The following is a 25,246-nucleotide window of genomic DNA, read 5'->3' as shown; positions in this document are numbered from 1 at the left end:
CCCGCCGGGCCCCCGGGTTATTCCCGGGCCGCCGGAATTGGATGACGTGCGGAAATGCCCGGCGTTTCCGGGCCGGACCGGAAATGGCGGGTAAACGCGCGCGGTATGGGTGATCCCCCGGCCGGGCGATTTTCCGGTTTGCCCGAGCGAAATCGGCCGGCGCCCCGGAAACTGGGCGCGTGGGAGAGGAATTGCGCACATCGCGCGAACAGCGGTCGAAGCGTGACGAAGGTGAGCCGACGCCCATCTTCGACGCCGTGGCCAGCGCGGCCCGCGCGGGCTCGGCGGACAAGGCGAATACCGGGAATCCGGCGGGCGAGGGCAAAGCGGGGCGGTGACCGGCGGGAACCGCCCGCTCGTGAATCGGTTCCGGCGGCCTTGGCGGGGTGGGGAGGGGGCCGATGCGTGCCTGGCGCGGCCTGGCGGTGACGTACGCGGTGGTCGCGGCGGCGCAGGCCTACCTCGCCGTGACGACGGGGGTCGCCTGGGCGGTGGCGCTCGCCGCCGTCTTCCTGCTGGTAGCGGTGGCGTGCGGCCTCGCGGCGTGGCGGCCGCGCGGTGGGCACCGCGGAACCTGAGGCAGATTGTTCAACGTCCGCGCGGAAGCTGTAGCATCTTGGCTGCACGTGCATCTGCGGATGAGGAGTAGGACGTTGGCCGGGGTCGTGAACAGCATGATCGCCGCGGAGTACGCGGCCGGGGCCTCGATCTCGGAGCTGGCCGAGCGCTGGGGCATCGACCCGCGCCAGGTGGTCGAACGGATCTCCGCGGCCGACCGGTCCTGACCCGCCGAGCGGCCGCCCGGTTCCCGAGGCCGCCGCGCAGTTCTCCGGCGCCGTTCCGCCACCCTGCCGCGACGCGTAGCGGCCGCGGCCGGTCGGGCAGCATCCCCGCGAGGTGCGGGAGCCGGCTCCTCCCGCGCGGCGGACCCGGTCGTCGAACGGATCTCCGCGGCCGATCAGTCCTGACCGCGGTCGCCCAGCACGACGGGGCGGCAACCGCCGACCGGTCCTGACCCGCCGGACGCCGTCACCTCGGTGACGCCGCGCCCGGCTAGCCCGCGCTCAGATGGCGCGTTCGCCCTTGCCCAGCACCACGATGCCGCCTTCGCTCACGTGGTAGTGCCCGCGGTCGCGAGCCAGGTCCACGCCGATGTGCGCGCCCGGCGGGACCACGACGTTCTTGTCCAGGATCGCCCGCCGCACCACCGCGCCGCGGCCGACCCGGGCGCCGTCGAGCAGCACCGAGCCCTGGACCACCGCGCCTTGCTCCACGAGGACGTCAGGGGAGAGCACCGAGTCGACGACCTGCGCGCCGGAGATGATGCAGCCGGGGCTCACGATCGACTGGTTCGCCGAGCCGCCTTCGACGAACTTCGCCGCCGCGCGCTGGCCGGGGTGGGCCAGGATCGGCCACTTGCGGTTGTAGAGGTTGAAGATCGGGTGCGTGGAGATCAGGTCGGTGTGCGCGTCGTAGTAGCTGTCGATCGTCCCGACGTCGCGCCAGTAGCCGTGATCGCGCTCGGTTTCACCCGGCACGACGTTGCCGCTGAAGTCGTAGACCGCCGCCTCGCCGGACTTCACCAGGGCCGGGATGATGTCGCGGCCCATGTCGTGGTGCGACGCGGCGTTCTCGGCGTCGGCGTGCAGCGCCTCCAGCATCACCTTCGTCGTGAAGATGTAGTTGCCCATCGACACGTACGACTCGTCGGGGGAGCCGGGCAGACCCGGCGGGTCGGCCGGCTTCTCCAGGAACGCGTCGATCATCAGGCCGTCGGTGGTGCGGATGACGCCGAACGAGCTCGCCTCGGCGCGCGGCACCCGGATCCCGGCGACCGTGACGCCGGCGCCCGAGGAGATGTGGGTCTCCAGCATCTGCCGGGGGTCCATCCGGTAGATGTTGTCCGCGCCGAACACCGCGATGTACTCGGGGTCCTCGTCGTAGACCAGGTTGAGGCTCTGGTGGATGGCGTCGGCGCTGCCCTGGTACCAGCGCGGGCCCAGCCGCTGCTGCGCCGGCACCGGCGTGACGTACTCGCCGGTCAGCGCCGAGAGCCGCCACGTCGTCGAGATGTGCCGGTCGAGCGAGTGCGACTTGTACTGCGTGAGCACGCACAACCGCCGGATCCCGCCGTGCACCAGGTTCGACAGCACGAAGTCGACCAGCCGGTGCACACCCCCGAAGGGCACGGCGGGTTTGGCGCGGTCGGCGGTGAGCGGCATCAGGCGCTTGCCCTCGCCGCCCGCGAGCACGATGCCCAGAACGTCGGCTCCACTGTTCACGAGGACCTCCCGCACGCTTCGTAGAGGGCGACCGTCTGCTCGGCGATCGCCTTCCAGCCGAACTCGCCGACCGCGCGCTCGCGGCCGGCGGTACCCATCGCGGCGGCCCGGTCCGGGTCGCCCACCAGCTCGTTGAGCGCCGCGCCCAGCCGCGCCTCGTACCCGGCGGTGTCCGCCTCGTCGTAGTGCACCAGCAGGCCGGTCCGGCCGTCGTCGACGACCTCCGGGATCCCGCCGACGTCGCTGGCGACCACGGCCGTGCCGCACGCCGCCGCCTCCAGGTTCACGATGCCGAGCGGCTCGTAGACCGACGGGCAGGCGAACACCGCGGCGTGGGTGAGCAGCTGCACGACCTCGGGCCGCGGCAGCATGTCCGGGATCCAGCGGACGCCGGTGCGGGTCTTCTCCAGGTCGGCGACCAGGCCGCGGAACTCGGCGTCCAGCTCGGGGGTGTCCGCGCCGCCCGCGCACAGCACCAGCTGCGTGTCCGGGTCGAGCGCGGCACCGGCCCGGACCAGGTGCGGGACGCCCTTCTGCCGGGTGATCCGGCCGACGAACAGCACGTAGGGCCGGTCCGGGTCGACGCCGTGCTTCACGAGGACGTCGGTGCCGGGGTCGGGCCGGTAGAGCGTGGTGTCGATGCCGTTGTGGATCACGTGGACGCGCTCGGGCGGCACGGCCGGGTACGCGCTGAGCACGTCCTGGCGCATGCCGCCGCTGACCGCGACGATCGCGTCGGCCGACTCGTAGGCCTCGCGTTCGATCCAGGACGAAACGCGGTAGCCGCCGCCGAGCTGCTCGGCCTTCCACGGCCGCAGCGGCTCCAGCGAGTGCGCCGTGACGACGTGGGGGATGCCGTAGGTCATCTTCGCCAGGTGGCCGGCCAGGTTCGCGTACCAGGTGTGGCTGTGCGCGAGGTCGTGGCCGTCGAGGGCGTTCGCCATCGAGACGGCGATGTCCATGGTCGTGAACGCCGGCTGGCGGTAGCCGTGCGGGTCGGTGTGCCCGGTGGCGTCCGGGCGGTCCGGGCCCCAGCAGTGCACGTCGAGGTCGACGAGCGACCGCAACTCCCGGGCGAGGAACTCCACGTGAACCCCGGCTCCGCCGTAGACCTCCGGCGGGTACTCCCGGGTGAGCAGGCCGACCTTCATAAGGAGAACCCTATGGCCTCACCACCCCGCGGCGCAGTCTGGCGTCCCGGCGAATCTCCAGGAGTTTCCGGTGACCGATGCGGTAGGGGCGCTCAGAGGTCGTAGAGCCGGGTCCAGTTCTCCCTCGACGTCAGCTCGGGCATCGCGCCCCGGTACCGCGCCTGCGTGGCCGCCCCCTCCTTGCGCAGCCGCTGGATCACCCGGACGCCGCGTTTGGCCAGGTCGAGGGTCTTGGCGCGGTCGTAGGAGCGGACGCGGACGCCGTCCTGGTTCGCGTCGGTGACGACCACGGTCGAGAACAGCGACGTGTGCCACCAGTGGGCCTCGTCGGCCGGCACGGCGCCCAGCCCGAAGCGGTGCCGGCCGCGGGTCTGGTCGAGCAGCCGCTTGAGCAAGATCACCACGGTCCGGCTCGGCGGCGGCGCGCTGTTGATGATGCCGATGTCGTTGGACGCGATCCCGGGGACGTCGGTGGCCTTGTGGCGCTTGGTCTCCGGGTACTGGTCGCGGATCCGGCGGATCTCCTTCATCGCCTCCACGCCACCGTCGCGCAGGACTTCAGGGCCTTCGAGGAAGTCCTCCACGGCCTTGATCAGCGTCGCCGACAGGCCGTACTGCATGCCCAGCAGGTACCGGACCAGCTGGGCGAGCAGGACGCGGGAGAGGAGGTTCAGGTTGAACGGCGAATGCAGGGCGGCGGTGATGATGGAGTTGCGCAGGTTGAAGTAGCGGTGCCACTCGTCCCAGTCCTTCATGTGGAAGTCCGCGTGCCACACCCCGGCCCCGGGGAGGGTGACGGTGGGGAAGCCGTGGGCGCGGGCGCGGTAGGAGTACTCGGCGTCGTCCCACTGGAAGAAGAACGGCATCGGATACCCGGTGGCCTGCACGACCTCGTAGGGGATCAGGCAGGACCACCAGCCGTTGTAGCCGGCGTCGAGACGGCGTTCCTGCCGGTTCGGCTTCAGCGTTTCCTCGTCGACCCCGAGCAGGTCGGCGGTGGTCAGCGAATGCTCGACCGGCTGGCCGGGTTCGAGGGTGTTCAACCGGGCGTATTCGGCGCCGACGTGGAGCTGGTTGGGGTGGAACAGGTTCAGCATCTGCCCGCCGACGATGATCGGGTTGGCGGCGCGGTTGGAGAACGCCGTCATCCGGATCACCAGGTCCGGCTCCAGCAGCACGTCGTCGTCCATGAACAGGACGTTGGCGTGGGCGGTGGCGGTGTGCCCGGCGACCTCGTAGAGGCCGCGGGTGAACCCGCCGGCGCCACCGAGGTTGGGTTGCTTGATGTAGTGCAGCTTCTCCCCGAGGTCCTTCACGACCTGGTCGAACCCGTCGCGGGATTCGACCAGGTCGGTGCCCTGGTCGGCGACGTAGATCGCGTCGAGGGTGTCGAGGGAGGAGACGTCGGCGGCGAGGGCCTGCAGGTTCTTCAGGCAGTCATCGGCGCGGTTCATGGTGCAGATGGTGACCGCGGTCGGGCGGATCGTCTCGGGGGCTTCGACGGTCCAGCGGACCTGCTCCACGCGCAGGGTCTGGCCGCCTTCGGTTTCCAGGTCGAGCCAGAGCGCGCCACCGTCGTAGAACTTGTCCAGCTTCCCGGTGAGGGCGATCTTGTGCTGGGTGACGTCGGTGACCTGCTCGGCCTCGATGACCCGCGGTTCACCTTCGACGTCGGAAGCACCCATGGACAGCAGCCCGGTGCCGGTGACGACCGCCTCGACCGACACCTCGGTGACGGTCGTCCAGCGCTGCCAGTAGGACGCCGGGAACCGCCCGAAGTACGTGTTACCGGACACCCTCGTGCCCGGGTCCAGCCGGATCGAGCCGCGGTCCCGGATCGCCGAACCGGTGCAGACCTCGGCGTAGAGGTCTTTGCTGACGATCGGCGCCGGGCCCGCGTACAGGCCGCGCTGCGCGGTGAGGTCGGTCATCTGTTTCAAGCTCCGCTTCCGTTGCCCCGGACGAGATACAGCTGCTGGGTGCCGGCCCACGGCGACGACAGTGTCCAGTGGGCCAGCGCACCGGGCGGCGGATCACCGCGCACCAGGGCGTAGTCGGTGACGATCGGCCGGTCGCCGTGGTCGAAGTACCGGAAGTTGACGTCGACCAGCGCGCGGCCGAGCGCGCCGAGGTCGGCCTTCCGCGCGGTGATGGCCGGCCCGACGGCACCGCGGTCGTCGAAGAGGTCGACGATCGCGCAGCCGCAGCTGTAGGCGAGCACGCCGATCTCCCCGCCGCTGCGGACCGTGCCGTCGCCGACCAGCCGGCCCAGCTCCGGGCCGATCCGCTCGTAGTCCGCCGTCGAGTCGTGGTTGGACATCAGCGGCGCGAACCGCCGCGGCAGGCCGTCCGAGACGTAGAAGCCGACGCTCAGGACCAGCACCCCGGCGACGGCGACCGCGCCGGCCACCCGGGCGGGCACGCGCACGCAGGCCGCCGCGGCGGCGGCCAGGAAGAGCGTCACCGTGATCAGGCTCGGCCCGTAGTACCAGTGGTAGGGCGGCACGTGCAGCCGCGTGTAGGCGAGGTAGTGCGCGAGCCCGGCGGGCACCAGCGGCGCGAACGGCAGCACCTTCGTCCACAGTGGACTGCGACGAGCGGAACCCGCCAGCCAGAGCACGAAGGCGCCCAGCGCGAGGGCGGCGGGCAGGAACGACAACGCCGTCGCCCACGGGAAGACCCGGGCGTACAGGCCCACGCCGTTGCCGAAGTCCCAGGTGCCCCAGGACTTCTGCAGCGTCTTGATGATCACCGTGTCCGGCACGGCCGACCCGAGCACCACCCAGCTGAAGGCGAACCAGGGGAGCGCGACGGCCGCCGCGGCGAGCACCGTCTGCCAGGCCTTTGCCCAGAACCGGCGGCGCAGCAGGAAGAGCACCAGCGCGACCACGACCAGGTCGAGCCGGACCAGCGCGACCAGGCCGGTGAGCACGCCGAACGCGACCGGCCGCCGTTCACCGGCGCAGACCAGCAGCCAGGCGATCCCGGCCGCGCCGAGCTCGACCTCCAGCCCGATCGACGACAGCAGCAGCGGGTTCACCGTGAGCAGCGCGACGGCGGCCGGCGCGAACCAGGCCGGCAGGCCCGCCCGCGTCCCGCTCCGGCGCAGCGCGAGCACCAGCGCCACCTGGCCGAGCACGAACAGCACGCCGCAGGCCAGCACGGCGTCGCGCAGCACGAACGTCAGCACCGCGAGCAGCAGGACGTTCAGCGGTGACGTCGCGGTGTTCGACGTCTCGGCCGTGATCAGGCCCCAGTGCCCGTGGAAGGCGACGTTGCGGGCGTAGGACAGGGTGATGAACGTGTCGTCGATCAGGTGCGGGCGCACCGCGGCGAACACCAGCGCCGACCCCGCGGCGACCGCCACGGGCAGCACCCAGCGCCGTGGCGTGCGGGGCCGCGGTTCGGGAGCCGTGTCCACAACGGGCTCCCGATGGGCGACGCTCACGGCTCGCGGGTGAGGACGAAGTGCCCGACGCCCTTGGCGGCCGAGTACACCTGCCAGCTGTCCGGCCCGGTCGCTGGGCCCGAGGCGTACTGCAGCCGGTAGTCCGGCTTGCGCGGCCCGGCCGAGCGGTCCAGCCAGTGGTAGTTGACCCGCAACGCCAGGCTCATCACCGGGCTCGCGTTCGCGATCCGTTGCTGCACCAGCGAAACGGCCTCACCGCGATCGGAGAAGACGTCGAGGATCGCGCACTGGCAGTAGTAGGCCAGGGTGCCGATCTCGCCGGGGCTGGCGACGCTCGCCCCGTCGAGCCGCTTGCCGAGCTCGGTGCCGACCCGCGCGTAGTCGTCCGCGCTGGCCCAGTTCCCGAACACCACCGGCGACTTCCAGGGCAGGCCCTGCGCGGCGTCGACCGCGGCCCCGCTGAGCACCAGCAGCCCGGTCAGGCCCAGCGCGAGCAGCGGGGGACCGGTCCGCAGGGCGGGGCGTTCGCGCGTCTGGGCGTACCAGGCGCCGAACGCGGCCACGGCGAACGCGCTCGTCGCGGTCACCGGCGCCACGTAGTACCAGTGGAACGGGCCCACTCCGAGGTAGGAATAGGCGATGTAGTAAAGGATCCCGCCCGCGGCCAGTGCGGCGAGCGGGCCCAGCGGCGGGAAGTCGGGCCAGCGGACGGCGAAGCGCGCCGCGGCCCAGCCGGCGAGCGCGACCACGCCGACCAGCGCCGGGAGGAACGAGACGAGCACGGTGACCGGCCAGCCGAGGTAGTACATCATCGGCCCGGTGCTGTAGCTCCACGGCGCGAACAGCCCCGCCTGCGACTGCTTGATCACCAGGGTGTCGGGCACGAACGAGCCGAACACGATCCAGCTGACCAGGAACCACGGCGCCGTCGTCAGGACCGCGAACCCCGCCGCGGGCAGCAGCCGCCGCCGGATCGCGGGGGTGCCCAGGGCGATCACCACGACGAACACGACGAGGTCGAGCCGGGTCAGGACGGCCAGCCCGCCGGCGACGCCGAACCAGACCGCCCGGCCTTCCAGCGCGAGCGCCGTCAGCACCAGCAGCACGGCGGGGATGAGCAGGACTTCCAAGCCGATCGCGGACAACACGAACGGGTTCAGCAGCACCAGCGTGATGCCGAGCACACCGGCCGCCGTCGGCAGCGACAGCACCCGGCCGATCCGCTGCCACGCCCAGCCGAGCGCGCCACCGCACACCACGGTCAGGATGCCCAGCGCCACCACCGGGTGCGAACCGCCCGCGATGCGCGTCACCAGCGTCAAGGCGCCGAGGAGCAGCACGTTCAGCGGTGACGTCGCGGAGTTCGCCGGGGAACCGGGGATGATGCCCCATTCGCCGTGTTCCGCGAGGTTCTTCGCATAGGCGAGGGTGATGTAGCTGTCGTCGGTCAAGCTGCCTCGCACCACGAGGAAGACCAGCGCGCCCAGCACCGCCCCGAAAACGGGCAGCACCCAGCCCCGCGACACTCTCGTTTTCTCGTTTTCTACCGCAAGCACCCGTTCACCTCGCGGAGCCACCACCGGCGCGGGGCCCGCCATTTGCCCGATCGACATGCCCCGGGGACCGTAATGACCCTTCATTACGAGAGTGCTACGCCCTTGTTAGGTCCACGGGCCCGCGAGGTACTTCACCCGATGGTGACACGCTCCCCGTGAGCCCGCAGTGTGAAAGATCGGTCCATTGTGGAGTTACACCTGCCGGGTCACCGGGTGCGGCGGCGGACGGTCACGAGCACCAGCGCGGTACCCCCGGTGACCAGCAGGGCGCCGAGGCCGAGCAGCGGGCCGGCGTCGGTGCCGGTGTCCGGCAGGCTGCCGGAACCGCCGCCGGTGACCGGCACCGGAACCGGGGTGGTGTCGGACGTCGTGGTGTCGGTGGGACTCGTCGACGTGTCGCCGGTGGTGCTCGCCGGCACGGTGGACGTGCTCGTGGCCGTGGTGGTCGTCGACGTCGGCCCGGTGGTGCTCGTGTCCGTCGTCGGGGCCGTGCTGGTGGTGGTCGGCTCGGACGTGCTCGTGGTCGGTTCCGTCGTGGTGGTCGTCGGCCCCGTCGTGGTGGGCTCGCCGGTGGTCGTCGTGGCCGGGCCGGTGGTCGGCGTTGTCGAAGTCGTCGATGTGGTGGTGCTGGTGCCCGGTGTGGTGGGCGTCGTCGGCGGGGTGGTCGTCGGCTCGGGCTTCGTGCACGACGGCAGGTCGCCGGTGAACGGGTAGGCGTGGAACTCCTGGCCGCTGCCGGGGCCGCCGCTCGAGCCGTGGACGAGGTTGCCCGTGGTGAAGAACCGGCCGTTGCTGCCGGGCAGGGTCATCGTCGTGGTGCCGTCGGGGTTGCCGGCCAGCACGCTGCCCTGGAACTGGCCGCTGCCGGTCAGGGTGACCGTCGTCGCGTCGGGGATGTTCCACAGCAGCCGCGACCGCAGCTTGTTGAGCGGGTCGTCGTCGTCGAGGGTGCCGCTGTAGGTGTTGATCGTGCGCGGGCCGCCGGTGAGGTTGACCAGCACCGTGGCGCCGGCCGGGATGCCCTCGAACGTGATGCCCTGCGTGGTGCCGCCCGGCCCGGCGATGTCGGCGGTGACGTTGAAGACCTGCAGCGCGGACTTGCCGTCGCCGGTGAAGAGCGTCTGGTAGCCCTGGTTGACCACGGTCCCGGTGGCGGTCCGCGGCGCGCCGTCGACGCGGGCGTAGCACCGGCTCGCGGCCGTCAGGTCTTCGCGCAGGCCCGCGTACGGCTTCATCGCGGCCGGGTCGTGGACGAGGGTGCCGATCACGGTGCCGGTGGCCGACCCGGCGTGGCGCACCACGCCGCCGCCCGAGTCGCCGACCGCGTCGAGCCGCTGGGTGTCGGCAACGGTGAGATCGCCGCCCACGGTGAGGAAGTCGGCGCCGTCCGGTGGCGGCACGCGTGAGCCGACCCCGGCCACGCCGACGTTGTAGATCGAGGAGCCCGACGTCTTGCGCAGCGTGAAGTCACCGCCGACGACCACCCGGCCCTCGGCCTCGGCTGCGCTGCCGGTGACGCGCATGGTGCCGCCGACGAAGACGTTGACGCCGTTGTCGCGCCCGGCGAACGACCCGTTGCCGACCGGGGGGAAGGTGCCGGGGCAGGTGCCCGGCACGCACGGGCCGAGGCCGCCGGGCAGCGGGTCGGCGTGCGCGGACCACGGCGCGGGGAGGGCGAGCAGCACGAGCCCGCAGGCCGCCAGCGCCGCCAGAGCGGCATGGGTCACGCGCACGGGGTCCCCTCCCAGTCCAGCTTCGGTCCATTGTGGACGCTTCGACCGGACGATAACCGCCTGACCCGCGCCGATCCGCCCATCGAGCGGTTATCCACCCGTTGGGGGTCACCCACGCGTGACTGGCTGTGCCCGGCGTCACAGGCTCAGGTTGAGCGGTCCTGGAACAACTAAGTTGAGTCGGTAGTTGTCAACTTTGCGAGGGCGCGGCCACCACCGCCCCGACCACGAACCCCTGGTGGGAAGGAGATCCGAAATGGTGCTGCGTACCGATCCGTTCCGCGACTTCGACCGGCTGAGCCGGCAGTTCTTCGGCGCCACCGGCACGGCGAGCCGTCCGGCGAGCGTGCCGATGGACGCCTACCGCGACGGCGACGACTTCGTCGTCCAGTTCGACCTGCCCGGCGTCACGCCCGGCTCGATCGACCTCGACGTCGAGTGCAACGTCCTGACCGTGCGCGCCGAGCGGCCCGTCAACCCGGCCGAAAGCGCTCGGTACCAGGTCAGCGAGCGCCCGCGCGGGGTGTTCACCCGCCGCCTGCTGCTCGGCGACACCCTGGACACCGACCGCATCGAAGCGGACTACGACGCCGGCGTGCTGACCGTCCGGATCCCGGTGGCGCAGCGGGCCCAGTCCCGCCGCATCACCGTCGGTTCCGGTGCGGCCAGGGAGGAAGTCACCGCCTGACCACCCCGCGAAAGCCGGCCCCGGAACCTCCCGGGGCCGGCTTTCGCGCGTTCGGCGAATGACCCCTGAATGACCACAGTGGACGGCGTTACCCTGGTCCGGTGAACGCGCCGCGGATCCTGGTCGTCGAGGACGCCGAGGCGATTCGCGTCGCCGTCGAGATGGCGCTGAGCACCGCCGGGTTCGACGTCCGGGCGCTGTCCGACGGTGCCGGGCTCGAAGCGGAGCTGTCCCGGGCCCGGCCGGATCTCGTGGTGCTGGACGTGATGCTGCCGGGCCGTGACGGGTTCGAACTGCTGCGCGTGATCCGCCGGCTGTCGGCCGCGGGGGTCGTGATGCTGACCGCGCGCGACGGCGTCGAGGACCGGCTGCGCGGGCTCGGCGAGGGCGCCGACGACTACGTGGTGAAGCCGTTCGCGCTGGCCGAGCTGGTCGCGCGGGTGACGGCCGTGCTGCGCCGGACCGGACGCGCGCCGGCGGCGGTGGAGATCGGCGAGCTGGTGGTCGACGTCGAGGGCGGCCGCGTCCGGTACGGCGCGGCCGAGGTCGAGCTGACCTCGACCGAGTGGAAGCTGCTGGTCTACTTCGCGCGGCACCGCGAGCGGGTCGTGGGCAAGACGCAGATCCTGACCGCGGTGTGGGGCTACGGCGACTACGCGGCGAACCTGGTCGAGGTCAACGTGAGCACGTTGCGCCGCAAGCTGGAGGCGCACGGCCCGCGGGTGCTGCACACCGTGCGCGGCCAGGGGTACGTCCTGCGCGGCGAGCCGTGACCGGGCTGCGGACGGTGTCGCTGCGCCGCCGGGTCACCGTCACGGTGCTGGTGGTGCTCGCGGTGGTGCTGATCGCGGTCGGGTTCGTCGTCGACACGGTGTTCCGCGCCCAGGCCGAGAAGGACGTCAACGGCCTGCTCACCGCCCGCGTGCAGCTCGCCCAGCAGCTGGCGAAGCAGAACGCGGCGCCGCAGAACCTGGTGCGGCGCATGGAAACCCGGGGCGTGCAGGCGTCGCTGGCGCTGCCGGACGGCACGTTCCTCGGCGCGGCCGACCTGCCGCCCGCCGACCGGATCCGCCAGGTCCGCGCGACCCTGTCCGGCCCGCCCCGGATCAACGGCGCGAAGCTGACGCTGACCGCGGACGAGACCCTCGTGGCGGCCGCGGAACAGAGCCTGCGGTGGGTGCTGCTCGGCACCGGGCTCGCCGCGCTGCTCGTCGCCGCGGTCGCCCTGCTGCTGGCGGTCCGGTTCGCGCTCGCCCCGCTGGACGCGATGACCCGGCTGGCCCGCTCGATCGTCGCCGGCCGCCGCGGCGACCGCCTCGCGCCGGAGCGGGCGACGACGGAACTGGGCCGCGCGGCGGCCGCGTTCGACTCGGCGCTCGACGCCCTCGAAGGCGCGGAACGGGCGGCGCGGGCGTCGGAGGCGCGCACCCGCCGGTTCGTCGCGGACGCCGCGCACGAGCTGCGGACGCCGTTGGCCGGCGTGCAGGCGGCGGCCGAGGCGCTGCTGCAGCTGCCACCGGACGCCGACCCGGCCCGGCTGCAGCTGCTGGTGGTCCGCGAGTCGCAGCGGGCCGGGAAGCTCGTCGCGGACCTGCTGGACCTGGCCCGGCTCGACGCGGGCGCGGACCTCGAACGCGCCCCGGTGGCGCTGCTCGCGCTGGCCCGGGCCCAGGCCGACCGCCTGGAGCTGACGGCGCCCGAGGTGACGGTGGTGGTCACCGGCCCGGACGCGCGTGTGCTCGGCGACAGCGCCCGGCTGACGCAGATCCTGGCCAACCTCGCGGACAACGCGGTCCGCGCGATGGCCGGGCCCGGCACGCTGACCCTCGAGGTCGCCCCGGACGGGGTCACGGTGACCGACACCGGCCCAGGCGTCCCGGGCGCCGACCGCGAGCGGATCTTCGACCGCCTGGTCCGGCTGGACGAGGCCCGCGGCCCGGGTGGCTCGGGCCTCGGGCTGCCGATCGCGCGCGGCTTCGCCCGGGCCCACGGCGGCGACCTGTGGTGCGAGGCGGCGCCGGACGGGGGAGCGCGGTTCCGGCTCGCCGGACTGCCGCCCGCGTGAGGCAGCCGGGCGGGTCCGCACGCCGGTGAAGGCCGGGCCGGAGATGCCGGCGAATCCAGCCTCCGTGCTGTGCCGCAGCGGTCGTGAGTGTTTAGGAGGGTTCTAACCCTCCTAAACACTCACGACAAGCCGCGGCAGACCGCTCACCGGCGCCCCTGCACGAATTCGCCACCAGCGTCGTCGAACGCCGCGGCCCCTGCCGCCCGCCTGAGTCCTAGGCGAACAAGCCCGTCAGCCGGCCGCTGTGGCCCGGCAGGACCGGGCCCGCGTCGGTGCCCAGGACGTCCTCCACCATCGTCGCGTAGACGTCGCGGAAGTCCGTGGTGAGCTTGAGGTCGCCGTCGTCGAGGTCGGTCAGGCTCGGCTCGGCGCCGTGGAAGCCGCCGTGGACGTTCGCGCCCAGCACGAACATCGGGCCCGCCGTGCCGTGGTCGGTGCCCTGGCTCGCGTTGGCGATCACCCGCCGGCCGAACTCCGAGTAGACCATCACCACCGCCTGCTTGCCGCGGTCGGTCTTCGCGAGGCGCTGCACGAACGGCGTCAGCGCGCCGTCCAGTTCGGTGAGCAGCCGCTGCTGGGTGCCGCGCTCGTCGGCGTGCGTGTCGAAGCCGCCCAGCGACACCGAATACGCCCGCGACGGCACGCCCGCCTCGATCAGCCCGGCTACCACGTCGAGCTGTGCGGCCAGCTCTCCCTTGCGCGGCTGGGCCTTTCCCTTGTCCTTTCCGGAAGCGTCCTTTGTGGACGCGTGCGGCCCGAGCGTCGCCACCGCGCGGTGCAGGTCACCGACCGACCGGGCCGCGCGGGCCTGCCAGTAGCCCTCGCCGGACTGGGCCGCGCCGAGGCCCTGGAACGCCGTCCCGAGCGCGCCCTTCGGCAGGGTGAGCCCGCCGACCGGCAGCGACGCGGCCGCCGTGCGGGCGCCGGCCAGCAACGGCGGCAGCACCGGGTCGACCGACACGGCGCGCAGCGGGTCGTCGCCGGTCGCGTCGAGCCAGCGGCCGAGCCAGCCGGTCGGCACCGACGTCTCCGGCGACGCCGTCTGCCAGATCGCCATCGACCGGAAGTGGCTGTGGTCCGGTTTCGGGTAGCCGACCCCGCGCAGGATCGCCAGCTGCCCGCTGTCCCAGAGGCTCTTGAACCCCTTCAGCCCCGGGTTGAGGCCGAGCCCCTCGCCGACGTCGAGCACCTCTTCGGGTTTGTAGGCCAGCTCGGAGCGCGCGTTCTGGTAGGCGCTGTCGCCCGCCGGGACGACGGTGTTGAGGCCGTCGTTGCCGCCGTAGAGGGTCACCACCACGAGCACGCCGGCGTCCGGGTCCAGCGGGTTGTCCTGCGCGGCCGACATCAGCCGCGGCCAGTCGACCTGGGTCGCGCCGGCGGCGAGCGCCGCGGCGGCCGTCACCCCGGTCGCGGTGAGGAACCGGCGTCGGTTGACCTGCACGATCGTCACCCACTCACTACGTATTCGGGAGCACAGGCGGCCACGGTGGCCAGCTGCCGGACGTCGCCGGCGACCCCGGCCAGCGCGGCCCGCGTCCGGTCCGACCACGCGTCGACGCCGAGCAGCTCGCCGATCGCCGCGGCCTTGTCCGACGCCTTGGCGACGCCGCCGAGGTCGGCGTGCGCCGCGACCAGCTGGGCCAGGTGCAGCCGGGCCACCCCCGCGGACGTCGTCAGCCAGGCGCCGCCCGCCGCCCAGCCCCCGACGCTGGGCGGCAGGAACGGCACCTGACCGAGCCCGCGCAGCCCGGCCGGCAGCTGCGCGCGGGTCTTCTCGTCGAGCGAGCCGGGCCGCACGCCGAACGCGCGCAGCAACCCGGCCAGCCACTCGACCGGCTGCTTGACCAGCGACGTCGCGCTGTCGCGGAACGCCGGTTCGGCGGTGATCGCCCGCAGCAGCGCCCGGATGTCGCGGCGGCTGCCGTAGGCCGCGACCAGCCGGTTCAGCACGTCCGGGGCGGGCGGCGCCGAAGACACCAGCCGGAACCAGATCCGCCCGGCGACGAACGGCGCCGACTCCGGCCGGCCCAGCACCAGGTCCACAAAGGACTGAGCGGCGAAGTCGCCGGTGGCGCCGAGGATGTGCTTCTCGCCGTCGTCGCGCCGCTTCGGCACCAGCTTCGCGGTGGTCGTGTCCCGCTGGGCCGTCCAGCCGGTGAGCGCCCGCGCGGCTTCGCGGACGTCGTCCTCGGTGTAGTGGCCGACGCCGAGGGTGAACAGCTCCATGAACTCGCGGGCGAGGTTCTCGTTGGGCTTGCCCGCCTTGTTGCTGTTGCCGTCGAGCCACAGCAGCAGGGCCGGGTCGACGACCATCGCGCGCGCCAGGTCGGTGAAGCTGCCGAGCGCGTGGTCCCGCTGGGCCTGGTTCTGCGCCAGCATCAGCTCCGGGCTGCGGACCTTCTGCTCACTCGTGGCGAAGTGCCCGTGCCAGAACCAGGTCAGCCGCTCCACCGACGCGACGTCGGCGGCGGTCATCCGGTCCAGCCACCAGAGGGTGGCCTGGGCGGCCTGCGCCTGCAGCTGCTTGGTGGCCGCCTGCTTCGCGGCCTTGTCTTGCTTACCGGGCCGGTCGGGCGGCGCACCGGGGGACGGCATCGGCGTCGCGGCCGCGCCGGCGTCGGGACCGGTGCCCAGCAGCCGGTCGCGCGTCTCGGCGAACCCGCGGTCGAGGTCGCCGGGCCGCGGGCCGAAGCCGAGCCGGTCGTGCAGCCGCCGCACCGCCGCTCGTTCGGAGAGGACCACCATGCCCTCGATCCTGGGGTGCCCGCCCCGGGTGCGGCGACCGTGCAGCCGGTTTCTTCAGCCGATCCACAGGGGCGTCAGGAGACGCGGGTCTGCGGGCACCGGCTGACGGCCGCGCGGGCCGCGTCGAGGTCCGCGTAGAGCGGCAGCAGCGTGTCCAGCCCGAGGATCTCGAGCGGCCGCACGACCGAGGCCCGGTCGGCGGTGATGGCGAACGGGACGCGGCCGGCGAGGGCTTCCCGGTGCGCGTCGACGAGCACGCTCAAGATGGTGGAGTCGCAGAAGGTGACGGCGCTCAGGTCCGCGACCACGCCGCGGGCCGCCTCCCGGACGGCGGTGAGCAGCAGCTGGCGCAGCCGGGGTGCGCAGCCGAGATCGAGGTCGCCGGAACCGCGGACGGTCACGAACCCGGCTTGGGTGGTCCGGCCGACGGCGGCCGCGGTGCGATGGTCGTCCATGGGGGTGTCTTCCGTGCTCGGCGATGGGAACCGCTCTCCCCGGACGGGTGGTACCCCGGCGACCGCGAAACCACACAGCGGTCATCCGCGCGGGGGATCTTCCGCTGGTACCGCATCCGTGCGGCAACGATGCCCGACCGTTGCGAGCCGGGTGTAACTTGGCCGGGACGGGACAGCGCCTCCCCGGTTCGCCACCGGCCGACGCGGGCGGATCACCGGTGCCGGTGGGGACGCGACCGGTCGTCGTCCCGGCTGCGGTGTCCCCGCGCCGGCCGGCGGCGAACCTGCCCGCCGCTATGCTTCCGCCAGCTCACCGGGCCGGTGGGTGCCAACAGGACGGTGGATCCGGATGGACGTCGGCGCGATACCCGTCCCGGCCGCGGGTTCGTGGGCGCCGGGCAAGGTCGCCGAGCTGCTCGGCGTGTCGCCCGTGACGCTGCGCAGCTGGAGCGCGCGGTACGGGATCGGGCCCTCGGCCCGGAGCGAGGGCCGGCACCGCCGCTACTCCGACGCCGATGTCCGCCGCCTGCAGCACATGCAGCGGCTGATCGGGCGCGGCATGCCGGTGCGCGAGGCGGCCGCCGCGGCCTTCACCACCGCGCCGCGACCGCGCGTCCCGGCCACCCGCCGGGTGCGGGAGCTCGCGGAAGCGGCCGAGGACCTGGAGTTCGAGGCCGTCGCCGCGCTGATCGACGAAACGCTGGCCACGCTGGGCGCGGCCGCGGCCTGGACCGACGTCCTGGTCCCGGTGCTGCGGGAGCTGGGCGACCGCTGGCAGCGCGGCGACGTCTGCTTCGCGTCGGAATGGGCTCTCACGACGGAAGCTTCCTTCGCCCTCGAGCGTTTCGGCCGCCGGTTCCCGGAGACGGTGCCGGGCCGCCCGGTGCTGCTGGCGTGCTGCCCGGCCGAACGGCATTCGCTGCCGATGGAGGCGCTGCGGGCGACGCTGGCCGAGTCCGGCGTGCCGGTGCGCTACCTCGGCCAGCTCGTGCCGGCCGAGACGCTCGCCGAGCTCGCCGAGCGCCTCGACCCGGTGCTGGTCGTGCTGTGGTCGATGGCCGCTCCGACCGCCGACGACCGCCTCGTGCTCCGGCTGCGCGACCTCGGCCTCGACGTCATGACGGCGGGACCGGGCTGGGCGCACCTGGGGGAGCGCGGCTTCACGGTGGTGGACGACCTCGGGATGGCGGCCGACGTGGCCGCCGGGCGCATCAGCGCGTCTTGAGCCGCTCCAGCGCGGTGGTCAGCTTCGGGACCACGGCGTCGCCGAGCCCCTCGAACACCCGCTTGAGCAGCGGGCTCGCGAGCTTCGCCAAGCCGTGGAAGACGATCGTCGCGCGGTAGTGGACCGTTGTGCCGTCCGGGCCCGGCGTCAAGGTGAAGTCGTCGGTCGAGGTGGCCGTCTTGTTCTGCCCGACGAAGGTGACGCGGCCCGGCTCGAGCCGGGTCAGCTCGTAGTCGAGCTCGGTCTGCTTGCCGCGGAACTCCGAGACGTTGTGCCACCGCGCGCCGACCGCCACCGGCCCGGCGTCGGTGCGGGTGCACCGGACCGTGCCCGGGTCCCACTCCTCGGTGTGCGCGAAGTCCGCGAGGTAGCCCGCGACCTGGTCGACCGGCGTGCGGACGGTGACGGTGCGTTCGACCTGGACCATGGCGTGCTGCCTCCTCGGGTGAACCCGCGCCGGAGCTTCGGTGCGGAGTCGATGCAACCGTACCGAGCGCGACCCCGTCCGGCAGGACGACGTCACCGCTGAACGGGACGCCGCACGCCATCGCAGACATCGATGTCATTATTCCTAATTTTTGTCTTCCTTGTCTTCTTGACCGCCGCCGCGAGCACGGCGGATGCTCACTGGCAACGTTGTCAGTCACCGGCGCCGACACCCCGCGAGGGCCCGCGTCGTGCGTGACTGCCGCTTCGAGAACGGGAGCTTCCATGGCGGAGGAGTACGGCATCGGGGCCGGCGTCGAACCGGGGGAGGTGGCTTCGGTGTCCCGGCGGAACCTCCTGGCCGTGGGTGGCGGGCTGCTGGCCGGGTTCGGCCTGGCGGCCGTCCTGCCGGGCGGGGCCGCCTCGGCCGCGCCCGAGGCGGCCGACGGCCGGGCCGCCCGGACCGACCTGGCGTTGTTCCGGCCGGTCCAGGTGTCCTCGACCGACTACGCCGCCACCCCGGCCGAGTTCGCCGTCGACGGCCTCGCCCAGGTCGGCGTCCGTGGCTCCGGCTGGCGCGCCACCCCCGGTGACGGCCAGTGGATCGTCGTCGACCTGCAGGGCCAGTGCGTGATCGAGTCGGTCGTGCTGACCTTCGAGGCCAAGCCGGGCGACCCGGCCCTCGACCTCGGCGCGTCCCGCACCCACACCGCCGGCGACGAGGTCTTCTCCAGCTACGCCGTGGCCTTCGACCTCGACGTCTCCGGTGACGGCAAGGCCTGGCGCACGGTCCACCACACCGACGCCGGCACCGGCGGCGTCGTGACGATCCCGGTGTCGGCCACGGCCCGCTGGGTGCGGTTCACCGCGGCGAGCCGCTCGACCACGAACCCGCTGGGCCTCAACGGTTTCCAGGTGTTCGGCACCAGCCGCGACCACCGGCCCGCGGTCCGCGGCTGGACCAGCTTCCCGGCGCGCCCGCACGACGACCCGCCCGCGCTGGCGCTCGCGCCCGACGGCACCGTGCCGCTCGAGTCCGGCTGGGTGCTCACGATGGACGACTGGACGCCCACCGGGGACGGCGCCGCGCTGTCCGGCGCGTCGGTCGACACCCGCGGCTGGCTCCCGGCGACCGTGCCCGGCACAGTCCTCGCGTCGCTGGTCGAGCAGGGCCAGCTGCCCGACCCGGTGTCCGGCATGCACAACATGCACGTCCCGGAAGCGCTTTCCCGGCACGCCTGGTGGTACCGCCGCCGGTTCTCGCTCCCGCGTGGCCTCGACACCTCGCCGGGCCGGCACGTGTGGCTGGAACTCGACGGCGTCAACCACGAGGCCGCGATCTGGCTCAACGGCGCGAACATCGGCACGCAGAGCCACCCGTTCGGCCGCGGCGCCTTCGACGTCACCGCGGCGCTGCGCCGCTCCGGCGACCAGGCCCTCGCCGTCAAGATCTCGCCGATGCCGCGGCCCGGCAGCCCCGGCGACAAGGGGCCGGCCGGGCAGTCGTTCGTCGACGCCGGCAGCACGATGTTCGACAACTCGCCGACCTACCTCGCGGTGTCCGGCTGGGACTGGATGCCGGCGGTGCGCGACCGCGCGGCGGGCATCTGGGACCACGTCCGGCTGCGCTCGACCGGCGCCGCCGTGCTGGGTGACGTGCGCGTCGACACCAAGCTGCCCGACGCGACCACCGCCGAGGTCACGCTCACCGTGCCGGTGCGCAACGCCGCCGCCACCGCGCAGCGGATCAAGGTCTCCGCCGCCTTCGGCCCGGTGAAGGTGTCGAGCACGGTCACCGTCCCGGCCGGGCAGGCCACCGACGTCGTCTTCCCGGCTCAGCAGGTGAAGAACCCGAAGCTGTGGTGGCCCAACGGGTACGGCGACCCGAACCTCTACGACCTGACGCTCACCGCCGCGATCGGCGCGTCCACCAGCGACCGCCGGACGGTGAAGATCGGCCTGCGTCAGATCGGCTACCGCTACGACCTGCCGATCGTCATCGCCGACGGCCGGGCCACCCAGACCGTCGACCTCGCCCCGCAGAACGCCCGGTACGTCCGGATGCAGGGCCTCAAACGCGCCACCGGCTGGGGCTTCTCGCTCTGGACGATGTCCGTTGTGGACAGTGCCGCCCCGGACACGGACCTGGCGAAGGGCGGGACCGCGACGTCGTCGTCGGTCGCGGACGGCAACCCGCCGGAGAACGCCGTCGACGGCGACCCGAACACGCGGTGGACGTCGGCCTACGACGACAACCAGTGGCTGCAGGTCGACCTCGGCGCGGCGACGGCGTTCGATCGCGTGGTCTTGACCTGGGAGACGGCCTACGCGGCGACGTTCACCGTCCAGGTCTCGGCCGACGGCCAGACCTGGACCGACGCGGTGTCGGTGGACAACAGCCCGAAGCCGCTGACCTTCCTCGTCAACGGCGTCAAGGTGTTCGCCCGCGGCGGCAGCTGGGGCTGGGACGAATTGCTGCGCCGGATGCCGCAGGAGCGGACCGACGCCGTCGTGGCGATGCACCGCGACATGAACTTCACCCTGATCCGCAACTGGGTCGGCTCGTCCTACCGCCAAGAGCTGTTCGACGCGTGCGACAAGTACGGCATCCTGCTGTGGAACGAGTTCTGGGACGGCTGGTCGACCGACCCGGCCAACCACGACATCTTCCTCGCCCAGGCGAAGGACACCGTGCTGCGCTACCGCCACCACGCGTGCGCGACGGTCTGGTTCGGCTGCAACGAAGGCACCCCGCCGGCGGTGATCGACTCCGCGCTGCGCGAGATCGTCACCACCAGCACCGACCTGCTCTACCAGGGCAACTCCGCGGGCGGCGTGATCACCGGCGACGGCCCGTACCGCTGGCTCGACCCGAAGCAGTACTTCACCGGCGAGGCGACCGGCGGCAAGCACGGGTTCTGGAGCGAGATCGGGCTGCCGACCGTGTCGGTCGTCGAGAGCATGCGCAACCTCGTCGGCGAAGGTGACGCGGGCTGGCCGATCGGCGCGCCGTGGTTCCTGCACGACTGGTCGACCAACGGCAACCAGTCGCCGCAGACCTACCTGGCGGCCATCGACGCGCGCCTGGCGCCGTCGACGAGCCTCGCGGAGTTCTGCCGCAAGGCCCAGTTCGTCAACTACGAGAGCATGCGCGCGATCTTCGAGGCGTGGAACACGAAGCTGTGGGCCGACGCCACGGGCGTGCTGCTGTGGATGTCGCACCCGGCGTGGCACAGCACGGTCTGGCAGACCTACGACTACGACCTCGACGTCAACGGCAGTTACTACGGCGCCCGCAAGGGGTGCGAGGCGCACCACGTCCAGGCCGACCTCTCGACGTGGCAGGTCCGGGTGGTCAACCACACGCCGGCCGCGCTCAGCGGCGTCACGGCGTCCGCGCTGCTGTTCGGGCTGGACGGCGTCCCGCTGGGAGCGGCGCGGCAGCAGCAGGTCGACGTCGCCCCGATCGAGGCCACGGACACGTTCACGGTGCCCTTCGACGCGGCGCTGCCGGACCTGCACCTGCTGCGGCTGACGCTGACCGACGCCCACGGCGCGGTGCTGTCGGAGAACACGTACTGGCGCTACCGGACCGACGCCGCGATGCGGGCGCTCAACCAGCTCCCGGGCGCGCAGCTGACGACGTCGCTGCGGCCGGACGGCGCCGGCTACGTCGCGACAGTGCGCAACACCGGCCGGACCGTCGCGGCGATGATCCGGCTGTCGCTGCGGGAGCGCAACGGGAAGGATCGGGTGCTGCCGACGCGTTACGACGACAACTACTTCTGGCTGCTGCCGGGGGAGAGCCGCACGATCCGCGTCGATCCGACACGCCGGGTGCCGCAGGCCCGGCTGCAGGTGGAGGCGTACAACGTCGCGGCCAAGCTGATCTGACGTCCGGCCCCCGGGTTCGTCGGTTTCGACGAACTCGGGGGCTGATTTCGTCTGTGCCGACGAACTAGGCTGGCGGCGACACGCCTAGCTTCGGGAGGTGCTCGTTTCCGTGAACCTGCGCCCGCACGCCAGCCTCGGCCGCGTCCTCGACGACCTGGGCGGCACCCTCCTGGACCTGGTGCTCGGGGACGGCGACCGGGCCGGCGGCATCGGCGGCGTCGCCATCCACGACCCCCTCGACGAACCGGCGCTGCCGCAGCACGCCCTGGTGCTGGGCGTCGGCCTCGGCGACCCGGACGAGGTCGTCCGGCAGCTGCGGATCCTGGCCCGCCACGACGCCGCGGGGCTCGTCCTGCGCGCGCCGGTCACGGTGACAAAAGCGGTCACCGCCGCTGTCGAAGAGACCGGCGTCGCCCTGCTGTCCCTGACGCGCGGCGCGTCCTGGACCCAGCTCGCGGCGATGCTGCGGTCGCTGCTGGCCGAGGGCGACGTCGGCGACGCCGAACCGGAGACCCTCGCCGGGCTGCCGTCGGGCGACCTGTTCGCCGTGGCCAACGCGATCGGGGCCCTCATCGACGCGCCCGTCACCATCGAGGACCGCCGCTCCCGCGTGCTGGCCTTCTCCGGGCGGCAGGACGAAGCCGACCCCTCGCGCGTCGAGACCATCCTCGGCCGCCAGGTGCCCGAACGGTTCGCGCGCATGCTGTCCGACCGGGGCGTGTTCCGCGAGCTCTACCGCACCGACAAGCCGGTGTACGTCGACCTGCCCGTCGAACGCCTCGACGGGCTGACGATGCCGCGCGTGGCCGTCGCCGTCCGGGCCGGCGACGAGATCCTCGGCTCCATCTGGGCCGCGGTGTCCGAGCCGCTGACCGCCGACCGCACCCAGGCGCTCTGCGACGCCGCTCGCCTGGTGGCGCTGCACATGCTGCGCGTCCGGGCGGGCGCCGACGTCGAACGACGCCTCCGCGCGGACCTGCTCAGCACGGCGCTCGAAGGCGGGGCGGCCGCTCGCGAGGCGCTGAGCCGGCTCGGCCTGGCCGACCAGCCGGTCGTCGTGCTGGCGCTGGCCGTGCTCGACAGCGGCGAGGCCGCCGACGCCGGCCTCGCCACCGAACGGCAACGCCTCAGCGACGGCCTGGCCATGCACCTGAGCGCCGTCCACCCGCGCTGCGCGGCCGCCCTCGTCGGCGACACGGCCTACGGCCTGGTCCCGGTGAGCCGCGACGCCGACGGCGAACAACGCGCGATGCGCATCGCCCGGGACTTCCTGGACCGGGTGGGCGACCGCGTCCGCGCGGTCGTCGGCATCGGCCCGGTGGCCCGCAGCGCGGCCGAGCTGCCGGAAGCGCGTGACAGCGCCGACCGCGCGCTGCGGGTGCTGCGCACGGGCAGCGGCGCGGGCCGTCGCGCCGCGCTGCTGGCCGACGTGCACGTCGAGGCGTTGCTGCTGGAGCTGCAGGACCTGGTCGCCGCCCGGGGTGACCGCCCGACCGGGACGGTCGCCCGCCTCCTGGAGTACGACGAGCTGCACCACGCCCACCTCGTCGAGACGCTCCGGGCCTGGCTCGACGCCTTCGGCGACGTCATCGCCGCGTCGGCCGCGGTCCACGTCCACGCGAACACCTTCCGGTACCGCCTCCGCCGCCTGGCCGAGGTGGGCGGCTTCGACATGACGGACCCGGAAGCCCGCTTCGCGGCGATGCTCCAGCTCCGAGTGGTCGCCCCACCCCCCACGTCCTGAGCCCCGCCGGCCGACACGCGTGATCCGAGAGCCGACACGCGTGATCGAAGGGTCAACTCGCGTGATTGAAAGGTCAACTCGCGTGATTGGGGAGTCGACACGGCGCGTCCGCCCGGGCCTCGTCGTGTCGACCCTTCAATCACGCGAGTTGGCGTCCCAATCACGCGAGTTGGCGCTCCAGTCACACGCGGTGCCTGCCGGGGTCGTCCGAAATGTCGGTGATTTAGCAACCGTTACTCGACCTCAGATGGTCAGTTACCTACTTTCAGCCGGTGTGCTCACCCTTCGGGGCATGTGAACCTGCACGGACTTCACGTCAGGTGATCAAACCTTCCACGGAGGTGTACCGGGTGTCACGCAAACGGGTCATCGTTGGGACAGCGACAGCGAGCGCTGCCCTCGTCGCGGTATCGCTGATCGTGACCGGCTCGCCGGCGTCCGCGACCATCGCGCAGCCGTCGATGCGCGCGATGAACGCCCAGGCGATGCCGTTCGGCAGCGTGCTGCGGTCGCAGCAGGAGATCGGCGGGGTGCCGGTCTTCGGCGGGCAGACCGTCCAGATCCGCGACAAGGCGGGTGCGGTGCTCGCCACGCACGGGCGGACCACCAAGAAGACCGAGGGGATGTTCCCGGCGAGCGACGCGGGTGCCGCCGACGCGGCCATCACCGACGTCGCCAAGCGGACCGGGCTCGCGAAGGCCGAGCTGAAGGCCGACGCGCCGCGCGCCTACTGGTTCGACCCCACGCTCGGCGGGGCGAAGGGTGACAGCGTCGCCGTGCCGACCTACCAGGTCACGGTGCACGGCCAGAAGTTCCAGGACAAGTGGACCGAGGTCGTCAAGGCCGGCACGCCGCAGGTCCTGACCTCGTGGTCCGAGGTCCGCGAGGCGAACCGCGACGTCTGCGACGCCAACCGCAAGGTCGTCAGCGGCACCACCGACTCGGTCCGCTGCGGCACCGCGTTCGACGTCGCCCGGAAGGAAGGCGCCGCCGAGTCGAGCGTCGAGGACGTCAACCACGTCTACGACTTCTTCGGCCAGGCCTCGGACTTCTACTCGAAGTACGTCAACGTCGACCTGACCGGCTTGATCGGTGCGGACTACAGCGACGGGACCGGCAAGGCCCTGCGCGGCACCGTCCGGATCTGCGTGGACGGCGAATGCCCGTTCGCCAACGCCTTCTGGGACGGCGAGCAGATGGCCTTCGGCGAGGGCGTCACCACCGACGACATCACCGGTCACGAGCTGACCCACGGCGTCACTCAGGCCACCTCCGGGCTCAGCGGCGGCCAGGCCGACTCGATCAACGAGGGCCTCTCGGACGTCTTCGGCAAGTTCATCGGCATCACCTCGAACGACCCCAACGACACCGGCGGCAACCGCTGGCTGCTCGGCGCGGGCTCGTCGCTCGGCGCGATCCGGAACATGCAGGACCCGCGCTCGTCGCTGTCCCCGCAGCCGGACATGGTCAACGGCCCCGGCTGGGAGACGAACAACCCGGACGAGCACATCAACGACGGCGTCGTGAACAAGGCCGACTACCTGATCACCGACGGCGACACGTTCAACAACCAGACCGTGCGCGGCCTCGGCCTCGACAAGTCGGTCCAGGTCTGGTGGGGCGTCGAGAACACGCTGACCCCGAGCGCGACGTTCAAGGACGTCGGCGAGGCCCTCAACTCCTCCTGCGCCGCGCTGGCGAAGGCGGGCACCGCGGGCATCACCGACGACGACTGCACCCAGGTCGCCAACGCGGTGAAGGCGACGCAGCTCGACCAGGACCCCAGCTGATCCCGAGCTGACCCGCCGAAAGGCCACCCCGGCAACCGTCCGGGGTGGCCTTTCGGCTTTCACGGCCCGAAAACCGGTTGGTG

At 72.6% G+C, this 25,246-nt stretch carries 20 protein-coding genes; 10 read left to right on the top strand and 10 right to left on the bottom strand.

The window, feature by feature from the left end:
- Window positions 1-179: 179 nt before the first annotated feature.
- The 3 genes from OG439_RS16820 (at window position 180) to OG439_RS16810 (ending at window position 785) form a co-directional block, all read left to right on the top strand.
- Complete coding sequence (locus OG439_RS16820; RefSeq protein ID WP_247052441.1) at window positions 180-338, top strand: hypothetical protein; 159 nt, start codon at window positions 180-182, stop codon at window positions 336-338.
- 63 nt (window positions 339-401) lie between these two features.
- Window positions 402-578, top strand: a complete 177-nt coding sequence (locus OG439_RS16815; RefSeq protein ID WP_326950299.1) for a hypothetical protein — start codon at window positions 402-404, stop codon at window positions 576-578.
- Window positions 579-653: 75 nt separating this feature from the next.
- Window positions 654-785: a hypothetical protein gene (locus OG439_RS16810; protein WP_256474923.1), complete on the top strand. Its 132-nt coding sequence runs from the start codon at window positions 654-656 to the stop codon at window positions 783-785.
- A 279-nt stretch (window positions 786-1,064) separates the two neighbouring features.
- On the opposite strand, the gene glgC is transcribed toward OG439_RS16810, so the two are convergent.
- From glgC to OG439_RS16780, 6 genes are all read right to left on the bottom strand, one after another.
- Complete coding sequence (gene glgC / locus OG439_RS16805) at window positions 1,065-2,282, bottom strand: glucose-1-phosphate adenylyltransferase (protein WP_326950298.1); 1,218 nt, start codon at window positions 2,280-2,282, stop codon at window positions 1,065-1,067.
- Window positions 2,279-3,433, bottom strand: coding sequence for a glycogen synthase (gene glgA / locus OG439_RS16800; protein WP_326950297.1), 1,155 nt, complete (start codon window positions 3,431-3,433; stop codon window positions 2,279-2,281). Before glgA ends, glgC begins: the two co-directional genes overlap by 4 nt.
- A gap of 92 nt (window positions 3,434-3,525) precedes the next feature.
- Complete coding sequence (locus OG439_RS16795) at window positions 3,526-5,364, bottom strand: glycosyltransferase (protein ID WP_326950296.1); 1,839 nt, start codon at window positions 5,362-5,364, stop codon at window positions 3,526-3,528.
- A gap of 5 nt (window positions 5,365-5,369) precedes the next feature.
- Entirely contained in the window at window positions 5,370-6,881 is a 1,512-nt protein-coding gene (locus OG439_RS16790) for a hypothetical protein (RefSeq protein ID WP_326950295.1), read from the bottom strand.
- Window positions 6,878-8,398 carry a hypothetical protein gene (locus tag OG439_RS16785; protein ID WP_326950294.1) on the bottom strand — a complete coding sequence of 507 codons (1,521 nt, stop codon included), beginning with the start codon at window positions 8,396-8,398 and terminating at the stop codon, window positions 6,878-6,880. Before OG439_RS16785 ends, OG439_RS16790 begins: the two co-directional genes overlap by 4 nt.
- 206 nt (window positions 8,399-8,604) lie before the next feature.
- The gene (locus tag OG439_RS16780) at window positions 8,605-10,131 is read right to left on the bottom strand and encodes a choice-of-anchor A family protein (RefSeq protein ID WP_326950293.1); all 1,527 of its coding nucleotides are present in this window, start codon (window positions 10,129-10,131) and stop codon (window positions 8,605-8,607) included.
- A gap of 256 nt (window positions 10,132-10,387) precedes the next feature.
- Between OG439_RS16780 and OG439_RS16775 the strand changes: the two genes are divergently transcribed.
- From OG439_RS16775 to OG439_RS16765, 3 genes are all read left to right on the top strand, one after another.
- On the top strand, window positions 10,388-10,819 hold the full coding sequence (locus tag OG439_RS16775; RefSeq protein WP_326950292.1) for an Hsp20/alpha crystallin family protein: 432 nt from the start codon (window positions 10,388-10,390) through the stop codon (window positions 10,817-10,819).
- A gap of 101 nt (window positions 10,820-10,920) precedes the next feature.
- Window positions 10,921-11,592 (top strand): response regulator transcription factor, encoded by a 672-nt coding sequence (locus OG439_RS16770; protein ID WP_326950291.1) that lies wholly within the window; start codon window positions 10,921-10,923, stop codon window positions 11,590-11,592.
- Window positions 11,589-12,884, top strand: coding sequence for a sensor histidine kinase (locus tag OG439_RS16765; protein ID WP_326950290.1), 1,296 nt, complete (start codon window positions 11,589-11,591; stop codon window positions 12,882-12,884). The genes OG439_RS16770 and OG439_RS16765 overlap by 4 nt, the downstream gene beginning before the upstream one ends.
- 214 nt (window positions 12,885-13,098) lie before the next feature.
- Here OG439_RS16765 and OG439_RS16760 read toward each other — a convergent pair whose 3' ends face one another.
- The 3 genes from OG439_RS16760 to OG439_RS16750 form a co-directional block, all read right to left on the bottom strand.
- Window positions 13,099-14,334 (bottom strand): DUF1501 domain-containing protein, encoded by a 1,236-nt coding sequence (locus tag OG439_RS16760; protein WP_326950289.1) that lies wholly within the window; start codon window positions 14,332-14,334, stop codon window positions 13,099-13,101.
- Window positions 14,331-15,629, bottom strand: coding sequence for a DUF1800 domain-containing protein (locus OG439_RS16755; protein WP_326950288.1), 1,299 nt, complete (start codon window positions 15,627-15,629; stop codon window positions 14,331-14,333). Before OG439_RS16755 ends, OG439_RS16760 begins: the two co-directional genes overlap by 4 nt.
- A gap of 74 nt (window positions 15,630-15,703) precedes the next feature.
- Window positions 15,704-16,084, bottom strand: coding sequence for an STAS domain-containing protein (locus tag OG439_RS16750; RefSeq protein ID WP_326950287.1), 381 nt, complete (start codon window positions 16,082-16,084; stop codon window positions 15,704-15,706).
- Between the two features lie 349 nt (window positions 16,085-16,433).
- Between OG439_RS16750 and OG439_RS16745 the strand changes: the two genes are divergently transcribed.
- Entirely contained in the window at window positions 16,434-17,309 is an 876-nt protein-coding gene (locus tag OG439_RS16745) for a MerR family transcriptional regulator (RefSeq protein ID WP_326950286.1), read from the top strand.
- Here the strand turns inward: OG439_RS16745 and OG439_RS16740 are convergent.
- Window positions 17,296-17,736, bottom strand: a complete 441-nt coding sequence (locus OG439_RS16740) for an SRPBCC family protein (protein WP_326950285.1) — start codon at window positions 17,734-17,736, stop codon at window positions 17,296-17,298. The two genes, OG439_RS16745 and OG439_RS16740, sit on opposite strands and share 14 nt — an antisense overlap.
- 284 nt (window positions 17,737-18,020) lie before the next feature.
- Here OG439_RS16740 and OG439_RS16735 point away from each other — a divergent pair, with 284 nt between their 5' ends.
- The 3 genes from OG439_RS16735 to OG439_RS16725 all read left to right on the top strand — a co-directional run bounded on the left by OG439_RS16735 (window position 18,021) and on the right by OG439_RS16725 (window position 25,163).
- Complete coding sequence (locus OG439_RS16735; protein WP_326950284.1) at window positions 18,021-21,629, top strand: discoidin domain-containing protein; 3,609 nt, start codon at window positions 18,021-18,023, stop codon at window positions 21,627-21,629.
- Window positions 21,630-21,726: 97 nt separating this feature from the next.
- Complete coding sequence (locus OG439_RS16730) at window positions 21,727-23,373, top strand: PucR family transcriptional regulator (protein ID WP_326950283.1); 1,647 nt, start codon at window positions 21,727-21,729, stop codon at window positions 23,371-23,373.
- 350 nt (window positions 23,374-23,723) lie between these two features.
- On the top strand, window positions 23,724-25,163 hold the full coding sequence (locus OG439_RS16725) for a M4 family metallopeptidase (RefSeq protein ID WP_326950282.1): 1,440 nt from the start codon (window positions 23,724-23,726) through the stop codon (window positions 25,161-25,163).
- Window positions 25,164-25,246 lie beyond the last annotated feature (83 nt).

This window comes from Amycolatopsis sp. NBC_01307 (genome assembly GCF_035975215.1).
Taxonomy (GTDB): Bacteria; Actinomycetota; Actinomycetes; order Mycobacteriales; family Pseudonocardiaceae; genus Amycolatopsis.
The sequence above is the reverse complement of the archived record's forward strand: the minus strand, read 5'-3'. Positions and strand labels throughout refer to the sequence as shown.